At 34.7% G+C, this 13,376-nt stretch carries 11 protein-coding genes; 9 read left to right on the top strand and 2 right to left on the bottom strand.

Going from position 1 to position 13,376, the window contains the following annotated elements:
• Positions 1 to 49 precede the first annotated feature (49 nt).
• Positions 50 to 2,683 (top strand): TonB-dependent receptor, encoded by a 2,634-nt coding sequence (locus tag QLQ95_RS16200; protein ID WP_482500622.1) that lies wholly within the window; start codon positions 50 to 52, stop codon positions 2,681 to 2,683.
• 201 nt (positions 2,684 to 2,884) lie between these two features.
• On the opposite strand, the gene QLQ95_RS16195 is transcribed toward QLQ95_RS16200, so the two are convergent.
• Entirely contained in the window at positions 2,885 to 4,039 is a 1,155-nt protein-coding gene (locus tag QLQ95_RS16195; protein ID WP_320495189.1) for a peptidase associated/transthyretin-like domain-containing protein, read from the bottom strand.
• Between the two features lie 175 nt (positions 4,040 to 4,214).
• Positions 4,215 to 4,565, bottom strand: coding sequence for a 4Fe-4S dicluster domain-containing protein (locus QLQ95_RS16190; RefSeq protein ID WP_095931734.1), 351 nt, complete (start codon positions 4,563 to 4,565; stop codon positions 4,215 to 4,217).
• A 149-nt stretch (positions 4,566 to 4,714) separates the two neighbouring features.
• On the opposite strand from QLQ95_RS16190, the gene QLQ95_RS16185 reads away from it, so the two are divergent.
• The 8 genes from QLQ95_RS16185 to QLQ95_RS16150 all read left to right on the top strand — a co-directional run bounded on the left by QLQ95_RS16185 (position 4,715) and on the right by QLQ95_RS16150 (position 13,330).
• Positions 4,715 to 5,779 carry an acyl-CoA reductase gene (locus tag QLQ95_RS16185; protein ID WP_095931735.1) on the top strand — a complete coding sequence of 355 codons (1,065 nt, stop codon included), beginning with the start codon at positions 4,715 to 4,717 and terminating at the stop codon, positions 5,777 to 5,779.
• A gap of 93 nt (positions 5,780 to 5,872) precedes the next feature.
• A complete protein-coding gene (serC, locus tag QLQ95_RS16180; RefSeq protein ID WP_482500620.1) occupies positions 5,873 to 6,943 on the top strand; it encodes a 3-phosphoserine/phosphohydroxythreonine transaminase in 1,071 nt (356 codons plus the stop codon).
• 140 nt (positions 6,944 to 7,083) lie between these two features.
• Entirely contained in the window at positions 7,084 to 8,034 is a 951-nt protein-coding gene (locus QLQ95_RS16175) for a D-2-hydroxyacid dehydrogenase (protein WP_482500619.1), read from the top strand.
• Between the two features lie 93 nt (positions 8,035 to 8,127).
• Positions 8,128 to 8,478 carry a hypothetical protein gene (locus QLQ95_RS16170; protein WP_320495196.1) on the top strand — a complete coding sequence of 117 codons (351 nt, stop codon included), beginning with the start codon at positions 8,128 to 8,130 and terminating at the stop codon, positions 8,476 to 8,478.
• A 177-nt stretch (positions 8,479 to 8,655) separates the two neighbouring features.
• On the top strand, positions 8,656 to 9,219 hold the full coding sequence (locus tag QLQ95_RS16165; protein ID WP_482500617.1) for a DUF937 domain-containing protein: 564 nt from the start codon (positions 8,656 to 8,658) through the stop codon (positions 9,217 to 9,219).
• A 202-nt stretch (positions 9,220 to 9,421) separates the two neighbouring features.
• Positions 9,422 to 9,862, top strand: a complete 441-nt coding sequence (locus tag QLQ95_RS16160; protein ID WP_482500615.1) for a DUF6146 family protein — start codon at positions 9,422 to 9,424, stop codon at positions 9,860 to 9,862.
• A 31-nt stretch (positions 9,863 to 9,893) separates the two neighbouring features.
• Positions 9,894 to 10,196 (top strand): DUF6787 family protein, encoded by a 303-nt coding sequence (locus QLQ95_RS16155; RefSeq protein ID WP_095931741.1) that lies wholly within the window; start codon positions 9,894 to 9,896, stop codon positions 10,194 to 10,196.
• A 353-nt stretch (positions 10,197 to 10,549) separates the two neighbouring features.
• Positions 10,550 to 13,330, top strand: a complete 2,781-nt coding sequence (locus tag QLQ95_RS16150; RefSeq protein WP_482500613.1) for a T9SS type A sorting domain-containing protein — start codon at positions 10,550 to 10,552, stop codon at positions 13,328 to 13,330.
• Positions 13,331 to 13,376 lie beyond the last annotated feature (46 nt).

Genomic DNA, 13,376 nt, shown 5'->3' with positions numbered 1-13,376 from the left:
ACTTTTATAAGACTAATCAACAAAAAAACAAACCAAAAAACCAAATACCATGAAAAAGATTGCATTATTACTATTTCTGCTGAGTTCAGCGTTTCTTTTTGCACAAAAAGAAGTCTCAGGTGTTGTAAAAGACAAATCTGGCGCACCGCTTCCTGGTGTAAATATTGTCGAAAAAGGAACTTCAAATGGTGTTTCTACCGATTTTGAAGGTAGTTATAAAATAAAAGTAAAAGAAGGCGCTACTTTAATTTTCAGTTATGTAGGGTTCGGAACAGTCGAAAAACAAGCTTCTGCCGACAAGATAAACGTTGTTTTAGGCGAAAGTGAAGGTCAAGTTTTAAGTGACGTTGTTGTTACAGGATCCAGAAGCACCAAGAGAACTGTTGTAAATTCTGCTGTTCCCATTGATGTTATTAGTATAAAAGATGTTACAACTCAAAGTGGTAAAATTGAAATTAATCAATTACTTCAATATGTTGCTCCGTCTTTTAATGCCAACAAACAATCGGGCTCTGATGGTGCCGATCACGTAGATCCAGCTTCATTAAGAGGTATGGGACCTGACCAGACTTTGGTTTTAATAAACGGAAAAAGAAGGCATCAATCGTCTTTAATTAACTTATTTGGAACAAGAGGCCGTGGAAACACAGGAACAGATTTGAACGCAATTCCGGCTGCTTCTATTAAAAGGATCGAGATTTTGCGCGACGGCGCTTCGGCACAATACGGTTCTGATGCCATTGCAGGAGTAATCAATATCATTACAAACGATAATGTAAACGAATTAACGGGATCTGTAACCTACGGTGCTTTCAACACAAAGGCGAAAGGCGATTTTCTTCCTGGAACACCAAATACAAAAGGTTTTAGATTAGATCAAGATGGAAACGGAAATTCATACGGAAAAGATCAGGATTTTGATGGTGGTTCTGTGAGAGTTGCAGCCAATTATGGAGTTGCATTAGGCACCAAAGGTGGTTATGTAAACTTTACAGGTGAGTTTTTGAACAAAAATAAAACCTTAAGACCTGCTTATGATTTTAGAAAAGGTTTTGGTGACGCAAGTATGCATGGAGTAAATTTATTTGCCAATCTTTCTATTCCGATTGCAGACAAAACAGAATTCTACGCTTTTGGAGGAAGTAATTTCAGAGATACAGATGCTTATGCTTTTACCAGAAATGATGGCGAAAGAGTGGTAGAATCAGTTTATCCTGGAGGTTACACACCAAGAATTACATCAAAGATTAATGATAATTCAGTTGCTGCCGGAATCAAAACAGAATCTACTGGAGGATGGAAATTTGATTTGAGTAATACTTTCGGAAAAAATAAATTTCAATACGATATTAAAGGAACAATAAATGCTTCCCTAGAAGAAAAATCCCCTCTTGCGTTTGATGCTGGAGGACATAGTTTGCTTCAAAACACTACTAATTTTGATATTTCTAAAAGTTATGACAGTGTTTTAGAAGGCTTTAATATTGCTTTTGGAACCGAATTTAGAGTAGAAAAATTTGAAATCTTTGCTGGTGAAGAAGGATCATATACTACTTACGACACCAACGGGCAACCTATTACAGATCCTACCACCCAAAGTGCGCCAATTGATCCTATTTCGGGAAATCCTAGACCGGGAAGCTCTCAAGGTTTTCCCGGTTATAGCCCTGCGAATGAAGTAAATGAAAGCCGTACCAACTTCTCTTTATATGCTGATGGCGAATTGGATATAACCAAAGATTTGATGGTAAATGCAGCCATCCGTTTTGAAAACTATAGTGATTTTGGTAGTACTGTAAATGGAAAATTGGCCTCTAGATTAAAACTCGGCGATCACTTTAATTTAAGAGGTTCTGTAAGTACAGGTTTCCGTGCACCATCATTAGCACAGATTTATTACAATTTACGTTTCACCAACTTTAATGCAAGCGGTGCAACCGAAGTTTTATTAGCGCCAAACGACAGCGAAATCACAAGAGCTTTTGGAATTGGTAAATTAAACGAAGAAAAAGCAGTAAATGCATCTTTAGGTTTTACTGCATCTTTTGGAGATTTCACTGCAACAATTGACGGTTACTATATTCAGGTAAAAGATCGTATTGTACTTACTGGATATTTTGATGCAAGCGCTTTAAACCTTGGTGTTTCTGAAGCACAGTTTTTTGCCAATGGTGTAGACACGAGTACACATGGTCTTGATGTGGTTTTCTCTTGGAAAAAAGGATACGATTTTGGTCAGCTTAGCGCCACTTTGGTTGGAAATATCAACGATATGAAAATTGACAAAGTAAAAAACGGCACTCTTGATGAAGCTACTTTCTTCGGAAAACGTGAAAAAGCCTTTTTATTGGCTTCTGCTCCAGACAACAAATTCAGTTTAAACCTAAACTATGCTAAAAATAAATTTGACGCTGGACTAGCTTTTACTCGTTTCAGCAAAGTTGTTTTGGTAGATTATGCAGACGAAGATGATGTTTACAATCCGAGAGTGGTAACCGATTTAACTGCTGGATATCAATTTACTAAAAGTTTAAAACTAACTATCGGAAGCAACAACTTATTTAACGTATATCCGTCCAAACAAGATGAGCAAGGAAACACAGAAGCTGGAGGATATTGGGATGCTGTACAAATGGGATTCAGCGGTGCTTATTACTATGCAAGACTTGGTTTTACTTTTTAATAATTAACGTGGGGCTTCGACTCCGCTCAGCCTGACAATTGAATGAGTTCTTTTTTTGTCTTCCTGAGCGAAGTCGAAGGACACGCAAGAAACTCTACAAAGCAGATCAAAAATCATAATGGACTTCGACTTCACTCAGCCTGAAATAAAACAAAAAATCCTGAGCATAACGTTCAGGATTTTTCTTTTCTATTTATTTAATTACAATTTAAACTCTAATGATGCAATAATAGCTTTTTCTTGCTCTGTTGCTGTAAATCCCGAAATATCCCAATAATTGGTCAGGATTTTGTTTTTCTTATTAAAAAGCGATTTTTCTTTAAAAACATCACTTTCACTATAAGTGAAATTCTGTTTATTGAAACCTGTTGTCACAAAACTATTTCTTACCTGAACATTTTTAGTTTTATCTTTTAAAACAACATTATAGCCAATTTCTTCATTTGAACTCAATAAATAATAATCCGTGCCGTCCCATCTATAATCTACTTTGACAAACGATTTTGTAATATTCTTTTCGCCCTCTTTTGTCTTTTCTTCCACTTTATCCAGTGTTCCTGGCGTTACAGAAATTGTAAATTCTACTATAATTTTTTTCTCAGGATCGTAAATAATTTCAAAATTATCAATTGCCTCTTTTGCTTTATCCAGCGGAACAACTGACATTATATAATAATCTTTATTTTTTGAATGTCCTTTTGTTGTAAAATCATATTCCTTTTTCGCTTTGGGATCCAACAATGGATCCAAATACTTAAAGTTAGAGTAATTCTCCATGATATCATTCAAATTATACCCTTTCAAATCTGCACTAACATCTGTGTCTATCAAACCGTAAGAACGATTTTGTTCTACTAATAACGTAGTTGTATTGTTTTTATTGAATTGAAAGTTAACCAATCCATCATTATAATAAGAATATTGATTGTCTAGCATAAAAAATTCACGAACATATACTTTTAGTCGATGTGCAACGCTAATTTTTTGTTTCGAATTTGAAACTACTTTCTGAAGCATTTTTTGAGGATTTTCTTTTGAGACTACAACTTCGTCTAAGTTTTCTTTTTTATTTTTAAGATAAACTACAAATCCGCTTTCTTTTAAGGCGGCCCAACGAACAGTCAGATTTTCATAATTCATTTCTGAAACCTGTATGTTTGATCCTCCGCTCAAAACAAAAGTTATTTTACCATCTGCATTAGTCATTAAAACCTGTTTCGTTTTTAAGACCATTACAGTAGCATTCTCAATAGGCTGTAGGGTTTCAATGTCTTTTACATAAATAGAATATTCATCATTTTGTGCAAAAACATTCAAATTAAATAATACGACAAATAAAAGTAGCAGTTGCTTCATAGGCGTTGTTATATTTTCAACTAAATTATTGTTTTTTTAACAATAAAGCAACACCAAAAAAATAAAACATTAGTTATCAACAAACTAACTTTTAAAAATACCTGATATCAGGGGGCAAAAAAAATCCTGAGTTTTACAACTCAGGATCCTATTTTTTATAGATGTTCAGAAATAATTATTCGTTATGTAAAAACGCTTGTCTTTCTAACAAAGTTTCTTCGTCTTCAACATGATCATCATCTGGCACACAACAGTCAACAGGACAAACAGCAGCACACTGCGGCTCATCATGGAAACCTTTACATTCTGTACACTTTCCTGGTACTATATAGTAGATTTCGTCAGAAATTGGAGTTTGAGCGTCATCTGCGTCAACTTCAGTTCCGTCAGGTAATACAATTTTTCCAGAAAGACTTGTTCCGTCTTTATATCTCCAATCATCTGCTCCTTCATATATTGCTGTATTTGGGCACTCTGGTTCGCAAGCCCCACAATTGATGCATTCGTCAGTTATAATAATTGCCATCGTTTATTAGTCTTAAAGTTAAAAGTCTTAAAGTTCTAAAGTCAAAATAAAGACAAGAATCGCTTTTGACTTTATAGCTTTTGACTTTCGACTTAATTATGCTTATTTTTGTGCAAAATTACAATCAAAACAATTCATAAGCAAACATTATGACATTAGAAACAAAAAAAAGTGTTTTTGTTGAATTAGGAAAATTTTTAAGTCAGTTTTCTGAGGGCGCTTCTGCGCAAAAATCCGACGTCTTATATAATGATATCTTTTTTGATGATTTCGAAAATCTCATTAGCCTTTCACAATCTCATAACGGATGGTATACCCCTGAGCAGGTTTATTTCTCTATACAGTCATGGGCTGAAGCTTTAACCAATGAAAACATTGACAAATGGCTTTCGGCTTACAAAATAGATCAGAAAGGCGATGCAAAAACTGTTGCTTTGATTTTAGCTGGAAATATTCCGCTAGTAGGCTTTCATGATTTTTTATCGGTTTTAATTACAGGAAACAAAGCTTTAATTAAAACTTCGTCAAACGATCAGCATTTATTGCCATTTTTAGCTAAATATTTAATTGCTGTTGATGAAAATCTAAAAGATAACATCACTTTCGTGGAAGGAAAACTAGAAAATTTTGATGCTGTAATTGCCACTGGAAGCAATAATACTGCTCGTTATTTTGAATATTATTTCAAAGATAAGCCCTCGATTATTCGTAAAAACAGAAATTCGGCCGCTATTTTAACCGGAAAAGAAACCACTGAAGAATTGGAAGCGCTTGGTGAAGATATTTTTAGATATTTTGGTTTAGGATGCCGAAATGTTTCCAAACTTTTTATTCCGAAAGAGTATTCTTTTGACACTTTTTTCCAAGCAATGTTCAAATACCAAGACGTTATTCATTACGAAAAATACGCTAATAATTATGACTATAATAAAGCGGTATTTTTAATGAGTAATTTCAAATTATTGGACAACGGATTCTTGACTTTAAAGGAAGACTCAAGTTATGCCTCTCCTATTTCGAGTGTTTTTTATGAATATTATGAAAGCTTAGAAGAACTTAAAAAACGCCTTCAGGACGACACAGACCAAATTCAATGCATTGTTAGCAATAATATAACTGCAGATAGTATAGCATTTGGAGAAACCCAAAAACCGCAATTGTGGGATTACGCAGATAATGTCGATACTATAACGTTTTTGTTAACAACAAAGTAATAAATTGTTTAATTATTTCGAATATTTTAACGCTTTTTCGGCTCTTATTACCGAAATTTGCGTCTTTAAAATTTTCGACTATTAACAACAACCATGAAAAAACACAACTACAGCGCAGGACCAAGTATTTTACCTCAGGAAGTTTTTGAGAAGGCATCAAAAGCAATTTTAAATTTTAATGATTCAGGGTTATCGATCCTTGAAATCTCGCACCGAAGCAAAGATTTCGTTGCAGTTATGGAGGAAGCTCGTTCCCTTGCTTTAGAATTATTAGGACTTCAAGGAAAAGGTTATCAGGCTTTATTTTTACAAGGCGGTGCAAGTACAGCATTCTTAATGGCACCCTATAATTTAATGAAAGAAAACGGAAAAGCTGCTTATTTAGATTCAGGAACGTGGGCAACTGCGGCGATCAAAGAAGCTAAACTTTTCGGTGAGACTGTTGTCGTAGCTTCTTCAAAAGAAGACAATTATACTTATGTTCCTAAAGGTTACGAAATTCCAGCTGATGCTGATTATTTCCACTGCACAAGTAACAATACCATCTTTGGAACTCAAATGAAAGAATTCCCAGCAACAAATGTTCCTGTTGTTTGCGATATGAGTTCTGATATTTTTTCACGTGAATTAGATTTCTCTAAATTTGATTTAATCTACGCTGGTGCTCAAAAAAATATGGGACCTGCAGGAACTACTTTAGTAGTCGTTAAAGAAGAAATCTTAGGCAAAAACGGAAAAACTATTCCAAGTATGCTAGATTATGCTAAACACATTAAAGGAGAAAGTATGTACAATACTCCACCTGTATTTGCTGTTTACGTTTCTCTTTTAACTTTACAATGGATTAAAGAAAAAGGCGGAATTGCTGCTGTTGAAAAATTAAACAACGCAAAAGCAGAATTACTTTATGCTGAAATCGACAGAAACCCATTGTTTAAAGGTGCTGCTGCGGTAGAAGACCGTTCTAACATGAACGTAACTTTCTTATTGAACAATCCTGAACACACTGAAACTTTTGATGCTTTATGGAAAGCGGCAAATATTTCTGGATTGCCAGGACACCGTTCTGTAGGTGGTTACAGAGCTTCTATTTACAACGCTATGCCTATCGAAAGTATTCAGGTTTTAGTGGATGTAATGAAAGCATTGGAGTCTAAAGTTTAGTTTTTTTTCGGTTAATCGTTAATTTGTTTAACTGTTTAATCGTCAAAAAATACTTCCTTTAAAATATCAAAAAAGAAAAATCAAATAGCTGGTTTATCGATTAAACAATTAAACGATTAACCAAATAAACAATAAATACAATGAAAGTATTAGCAAATGACGGAATTTCTAAAAGCGGAATTCTAGCCTTAGAAAAAGGTGGTTTTGAAGTTATCACAACAAAAGTAGCTCAAGAACAAGTAGCTAACTATATAAATGAAAATAACATTGACGTAATTTTAGTTCGTAGCGCAACTAAAGTTCGTAAAGATATTATCGATGCTTGTCCTGGAATCAAAGTCATCGGTCGTGGTGGTGTTGGTATGGACAATATCGATGTGGATTATGCTAAAAGCAAAGGAATCCATGTAATTAATACTCCAGCTTCATCTTCAGAATCTGTTGCTGAGTTGGTTTTTGGACACTTATTTTCTGGTGTTCGTTTTTTACATGATTCTAACCGAAATATGCCTCTTGAAGGAGATTCAAACTTTGATGGTTTGAAAAAAGCTTACGCTAACGAAACTGAATTAAGAGGAAAAACTTTAGGTATTGTTGGTATTGGTCGTATCGGACAAGCTACAGCAAAAATGGCTCTTGGTTTAGGAATGAAAGTTATCGCTGCCGACAGTTTTATCCCAGAAGTAGATGTAAAAGTTGAGTTTTTTGACGGACAGTCTATCACAACTAAAATTGTTTCTCAATCTTTAGAATCTTTATTTAAAGAAGCAGATTTCATTACACTACACGTTCCTGCACAAGACGGATACATCATTGGAGAGAAAGAATTTGAAATCTTGAAAGATGGTGTTGGAATTGTAAACTGTGCTCGTGGTGGTGTTATTGATGAAGTGGCGTTAGTAAAAGCTTTAGATTCAGGAAAAGTTGCTTTTGCTGGTTTAGACGTTTTTGAAAGCGAGCCAAAACCAGAAATGGCAATCTTAATGCACTCTAAAATCTCTTTGACTCCACACATCGGAGCAGCTACTGGAGAAGCGCAAGATAGAATTGGCACTGAATTGGCTTCACAAATTATTACTTTGTTGAGCTAGTAAAAATAGATTAAATTCGATTAAAGGGATTTACTACTTATCTGTAGTAAATCCCTTTCTTTTTTATACTTTCGCCAATACTAAAAGTATACTATGAATACAAACAAAAAAACTAAACGCAAGTGGATCGTTCGTGTGATTCTATTTATAATTGCAATTGCTTTGTTCTTCACCTCTATCTTTGGCAATATATTTTCGCTTATTATTGAGAAGGAATATTTTATTCCAAAACAATCTTCCATTTTTACTTTTAATGAAACAGTTGGCAATGAAGGCTCTAGCGATGTGTGGAGATATGGAGAAGATTACAGCAACTATTATTTCAATTTGAGCACATTTGATAATGATGTTTTGTTTTTTCCTAAAAAGAACGTTAATAATTGTCCTGGATTTAATCCTGAAGATGTTACAACCTGGTGCAAAGTAAAAACTCTAAAGCACTAAATCTTAACACTGACTTTAATTTAAGGCAATATAAATAAGTTTTATGTAGAATTTATTGAAGTTGTCGACCCTACTAAGTAAAAAATAGAGTATCTTTAAATGTATTTTTTACTAATTTGTAGTAAATACCTTTCTTTTTTTATTAATTTTGGCGTATAATTTTAAACCTTAAATATCATGTTTGAACAATTAACCCAATTAGTACAGCAATACGGAGGCAACGCTGTGGTAAACAATAACGCTGTCCCAAACGAACATAATGAAGCCGTAATAAACGAAACAAGCAGTTCTATTTTTGAAGGACTAAAAAAGATTGTTTCTGAAGGCAATACAGATCAGATTGCCGGATTATTCAACGGAAATACACCCATTGACAGCTCAAACCCTGTTGTACAGCAAATTCAACAGCAATTAAGCGGAAGTCTTGGTCAAAAATTCGGATTAAGCAGTTCCGATTCAAGCGGAGTTGCTTCCAATTTGATTCCACAGATTTTAGGCTCTTTAGTAAATAAAGCAAAAGATCCAAATGATAGCAGTTTTCAAATTTCTGATATTATAAATTCCATTTCAGGAAACAGCGGACAAGCTTCTGGAATAATGGATACTATTTCTAAATACGGAATGCAATTTGGCCTTGATCAAAACAACGACGGAAAAGTTGATGTGGCTGATGTATTAGTAGTTACCAAAAGCAAAGGAGGAATCGCAGGATTTATTGGAAAGTTGTTTGGGAGCAAGTAAAGATGTAAGACACTAAGACATTAAGATTCTAAGATGCTAAGTTTTTTATAGATATTCTAAAGTGGTTTGCTATGCAAACCACTTTTTTTTCACAAGAAAATAAAAACTTAATATCTTAGAATCTTAGCATCTTACTATCTTAACAAGTTAGAATCATGTTAAACTCCATCCTCATCTCGTCATTTATTCGTAAATTTAATTCATGAAAAAATGCATTTCCATATTAATTGTGCTACTTACCATTGTTGCATGTTCTACAGCTTCGCAGAATATTGCCAGCACTGATACTGTATCTGCATCAAACAAAAAAGTAAACGATACCGTTAGAATTGCAAACGATTCATTAGAATACGAAGTCATTATAATCGACAACGGATTCTCAACCTGGCTCGCTTCTCGAGCTTATCCACGAAACTATTACTCTTTACAATACCTTGAAAACAAAAACTATCTGTATGTAACAGAATGGAATAATCGTGTTCTACAGCCACAACGTTATAGCCCAAGATTATACGAAATGTCTATTGATTATCGCCCAGATATTCATTATGGCTACGAAGTAAATTACTTAATTTACAATTACATGATTTATTTTCAAAATACTTACAAACAAAAGCTTTGGGGCTATGTTCCCTCAAGATAATATACTATATTTGTAATCATTACAAATAGCAATGAACAGATTAAAAAAACGCTGGGGAATTACATCGAATTTACAAGCCATAATTATATTTATCGTTTTTGCCATCACAGGATCGGCATCTGCGTGGCTTTCTAAACCTTTCTGTGTTTTGCTGGGTATTACTAAAGAAGATTTTGGTGGCTGGTTTACACTCATTCGCCTTATTATTATCTTCCCTATCTATCAAGTTTTACTAGTTGCTATTGGAACTATTTTTGGACAGTTTAAATTCTTTTGGAACTTCGAAAAGAAAATGCTTAAAAATATGGGACTAGGATTTTTATTCAAAGAATAACTCCGCTTTTACCCACTTAATAAAAAAACCGTTCTGGTTAAGATCGTCTCTTAAGCTAAAATTTTATTTAATTTCATTTTTTAGACCGTTTACTATTTTTGAAACTGCAGTTTAATCAATCCCTGCATTTATCAAACATTACATATTTAAAAAATTGGCATAAAAAAAATACATAACATTTTTTTTATGCCAATTTTTTATTTAATCACTATACAGAACAGGATGGTGCAGGATAGTTATATTTTAAGTAATAACAAACTTTACAATAGTTAGAAGCATTTATTAAACTTGATAATCAAACAATTAATATTTCTAACAAAAATTATTACTTACTAACCAAACCACAATTTGACATGCTGAAAAATTACTTTAAATCCTCCCTTATGGTGGTGATGATTTGTCTCATTGCACCCGTAAACAAGGTTTTTGCTCAAAATCCGATTGTAAAAATCGACTTTGACCAATCAGGAAGACCGAAAGCCGAAGTAAATGATCCCGATTACACCGCTTGGGTAATTGCTTCTGGAAACACTAGTTCTTATACCGAAAATGGAGTTACTTTTACAATTAGTCGCACCGGAACTAATGGAGACAACTTAGGAACCAATTGGTACAAAGCAGGAATTCAAGCCCCTTATTACGCAAGATTGGTCTGTGATGGACTTACAGTAAAAGGCACAACAGCAAATCTTGGCGCTCAAATCGAACTCAAAATAAGCGGTTTAGCCACAGGAGAACATACCTTATTAGCTTTCTTCAACAATGTAGACAGCCCAACCACAAATACCTTTAGTCCAATTGATATTTCTGTAGATGGAAATGTAGTGGTCAATAATTTAATTCCAACTGTAAGAGCAACTAAAACAGCTGACGCAGCGTCTTCTTATTTAAGATTTCAAGCTACAGCAGGAACCGATGTCGTAATTTTAATCGCTGCAGAAACTTCGGGAACAGAAAATGTTAAAAACTTCATTTTTAATGGTTTTGAATTAAACACACCCAATATTTCTCATCAAGCTATAAATCCAGATCCAAAACAAAACAACGAACATGTAGAATTAACATCGGGCGGAAAATTGTTGCAATGGACTGCTGGGTCGGGAGCTGTTTCACATAATATCTATTTTGGAACAGATCCAACAGCGGTTGATAACGCAACGACAGCTTCACCAGAATATAAAGGAAATCAAGCTTTAGCCAACAATTCTTATCAGGTAAACGGATTGTATACGGGAGCAACTTATTATTGGCGTGTTGATGAAGTTTTATCAAATGGAATTGAAAAAGGAAATGTTTGGCGCTTTCGTCCCGCACAGCTTGCTTTTCCTGACGCTGAAGGATACGGCCGTTTTGCACGTGGAGGACGTGGCGGAAAAGTTGTTGCCGTTACTAATCTAAACGACAGCGGACCAGGAAGTTTTCGTGAAGCCGTTACAAACGATATTGGACCGAGAACAATTGTCTTTAATACTTCTGGTGTAATTCAATTGCAATCACGTCTGGTTTTAAGCCAGCCTTACGTAACAGTTGCCGGACAAACCGCTCCAGGAAAAGGAATCTGCATTCGTTCTGCTCCTTTTGGCGTAACAGGAAACGATGCTGTTGTACAAAATCTGCGTGTTAGAGTTGGTGCAGGACCTACTTTTGACGGAATGGGATTAACTGGCGCAGACAATAGCATTATCGACCACTGCTCTATCAGCTGGACTATTGACGAATCTTTCAGTTCTCGATCTGGAAAAAATATCACCCTTCAGAGAACACTTATTTCTGAGGCTTTAAATGCAGCAAATCATCAAAATTATCCAACAGGAACAGAACATGGATATGCTGCTACAATTGGTGGAGATATTGGAAGTTTCCATCATAATCTATTAGCCCATTGCTACGGCAGAAATTGGAGTCTTGGCGGCGGATTGGACGGAAACGGTGCTTATGCAGGAAAAATGGATATTACGAACAATGTCGTTTATAACTGGGGAGGAAGAACCACAGATGGAGGAACCAAAGAAGTTAACTTTGTAAACAACTATTACAAACCTGGGGCTGGTTCAAAAATATTTGTTGCTTTTAATCAGCAAAATGAAGGTGTTGGAACCGGAATGCAGCAATGTTATTTTAGCGGAAATGTAATGCCTGGCTATTTCGACGAAAGCAATCAGACTGCTGGAAGAAAAGCATCAGGAAATACGGTTCCTTATGATAACTTCGTAAATACACCTTTTTTCCCTTCTTATGTAACAACTCAATCGGCTAAAAATGCTTACAAAATTGTTCTTTCTGATGTTGGATGTACCCCGCCAGAATTTGACGAACATGACCAAAGAATTATTTCAGAGACATTAAATGGAACGTATTCTGCAGTTGGAAGTGTAACAGGCAAACCTGGATTTCCAGATAATGAAGCAGATGTTGGTGGTTTCGAAAACTATCCGACTGTAGTGAGAGATGCTAATTGGGATAGCGATCAAGATGGATTGCCAAACTGGTGGGAAAATATCATAGGAACCAATGTAAACTCTGCAATTGGAGATTTTTCAGATGCAAATGCCGATCCTAATTTAGATGGCTATACTCATTTAGACGAGTATTTACAATGGATGTCACTGCCACATTACGAATCTCCAGACGGAACTAAAATTGACATTAATATTCAAAAATTGTCAAGAGGATTTACAAGTGGCGTTTCTTATGCCATTTCGAATGTAGTAAACGGAAATGCAATTCTAAATACAGATGTGGTTGCATTTACACCAACTTCAAACGGATTATGCTCTTTTGAATTTAACGTAACAGATTCTGAAGGTGGTACAATGAAAAGAAAAGTGAATGTTATAAGCGGGCAAAGCTTGACATTAGGAACAGACGATAGTATTAAAGAAATTAAAAACAATGCTTTTAATGTCTGGCCAATTCCAAGCAACGGATCTTTCTCTGTTTTTATTGATAATGAAGAAGCAGAAATTTTAGATCTTAAGATCTACGATATTTATGGAAAAGAATTAGTAAAGCAAAAAATTAAAGGAGGCACACAAGAAACAATCCAATTGCATTCAAAAGGCGTTTTCTTGATTAAAGTCGTAAATCCGCAGACTAAGAAAACACAATACGTAAAAAAAATAATCATTCAATAGTTAAAACTAAAGCAATTAAAAAAGACGGCCTAAAACCGTCTTTTTT

The sequence above is a fragment of the Flavobacterium sp. B330r genome (assembly GCF_056824325.1).
This window is presented reverse-complemented; position numbering and strand designations above follow the sequence as displayed.

Bases quoted from the DNA above. Each gene is read 5' to 3' on its own strand.
- serC (WP_482500620.1), top strand. From the start codon at position 5,873: ATGAAAAAACACAACTACAGCGCAGGACCAAGTATTTTACCTCAGGAA.
- QLQ95_RS16185 (WP_095931735.1), top strand. From the start codon at position 4,715: ATGACATTAGAAACAAAAAAAAGTGTTTTTGTTGAATTAGGAAAATTT.
- QLQ95_RS16195 (WP_320495189.1), bottom strand. From the start codon at position 4,039: ATGAAGCAACTGCTACTTTTATTTGTCGTATTATTTAATTTGAATGTT.
- QLQ95_RS16175 (WP_482500619.1), top strand. From the start codon at position 7,084: ATGAAAGTATTAGCAAATGACGGAATTTCTAAAAGCGGAATTCTAGCC.
- QLQ95_RS16190 (WP_095931734.1), bottom strand. From the start codon at position 4,565: ATGGCAATTATTATAACTGACGAATGCATCAATTGTGGGGCTTGCGAA.
- QLQ95_RS16200 (WP_482500622.1), top strand. From the start codon at position 50: ATGAAAAAGATTGCATTATTACTATTTCTGCTGAGTTCAGCGTTTCTT.
- QLQ95_RS16160 (WP_482500615.1), top strand. From the start codon at position 9,422: ATGAAAAAATGCATTTCCATATTAATTGTGCTACTTACCATTGTTGCA.
- QLQ95_RS16155 (WP_095931741.1), top strand. From the start codon at position 9,894: ATGAACAGATTAAAAAAACGCTGGGGAATTACATCGAATTTACAAGCC.
- QLQ95_RS16170 (WP_320495196.1), top strand. From the start codon at position 8,128: ATGAATACAAACAAAAAAACTAAACGCAAGTGGATCGTTCGTGTGATT.
- QLQ95_RS16150 (WP_482500613.1), top strand. From the start codon at position 10,550: ATGCTGAAAAATTACTTTAAATCCTCCCTTATGGTGGTGATGATTTGT.
- QLQ95_RS16165 (WP_482500617.1), top strand. From the start codon at position 8,656: ATGTTTGAACAATTAACCCAATTAGTACAGCAATACGGAGGCAACGCT.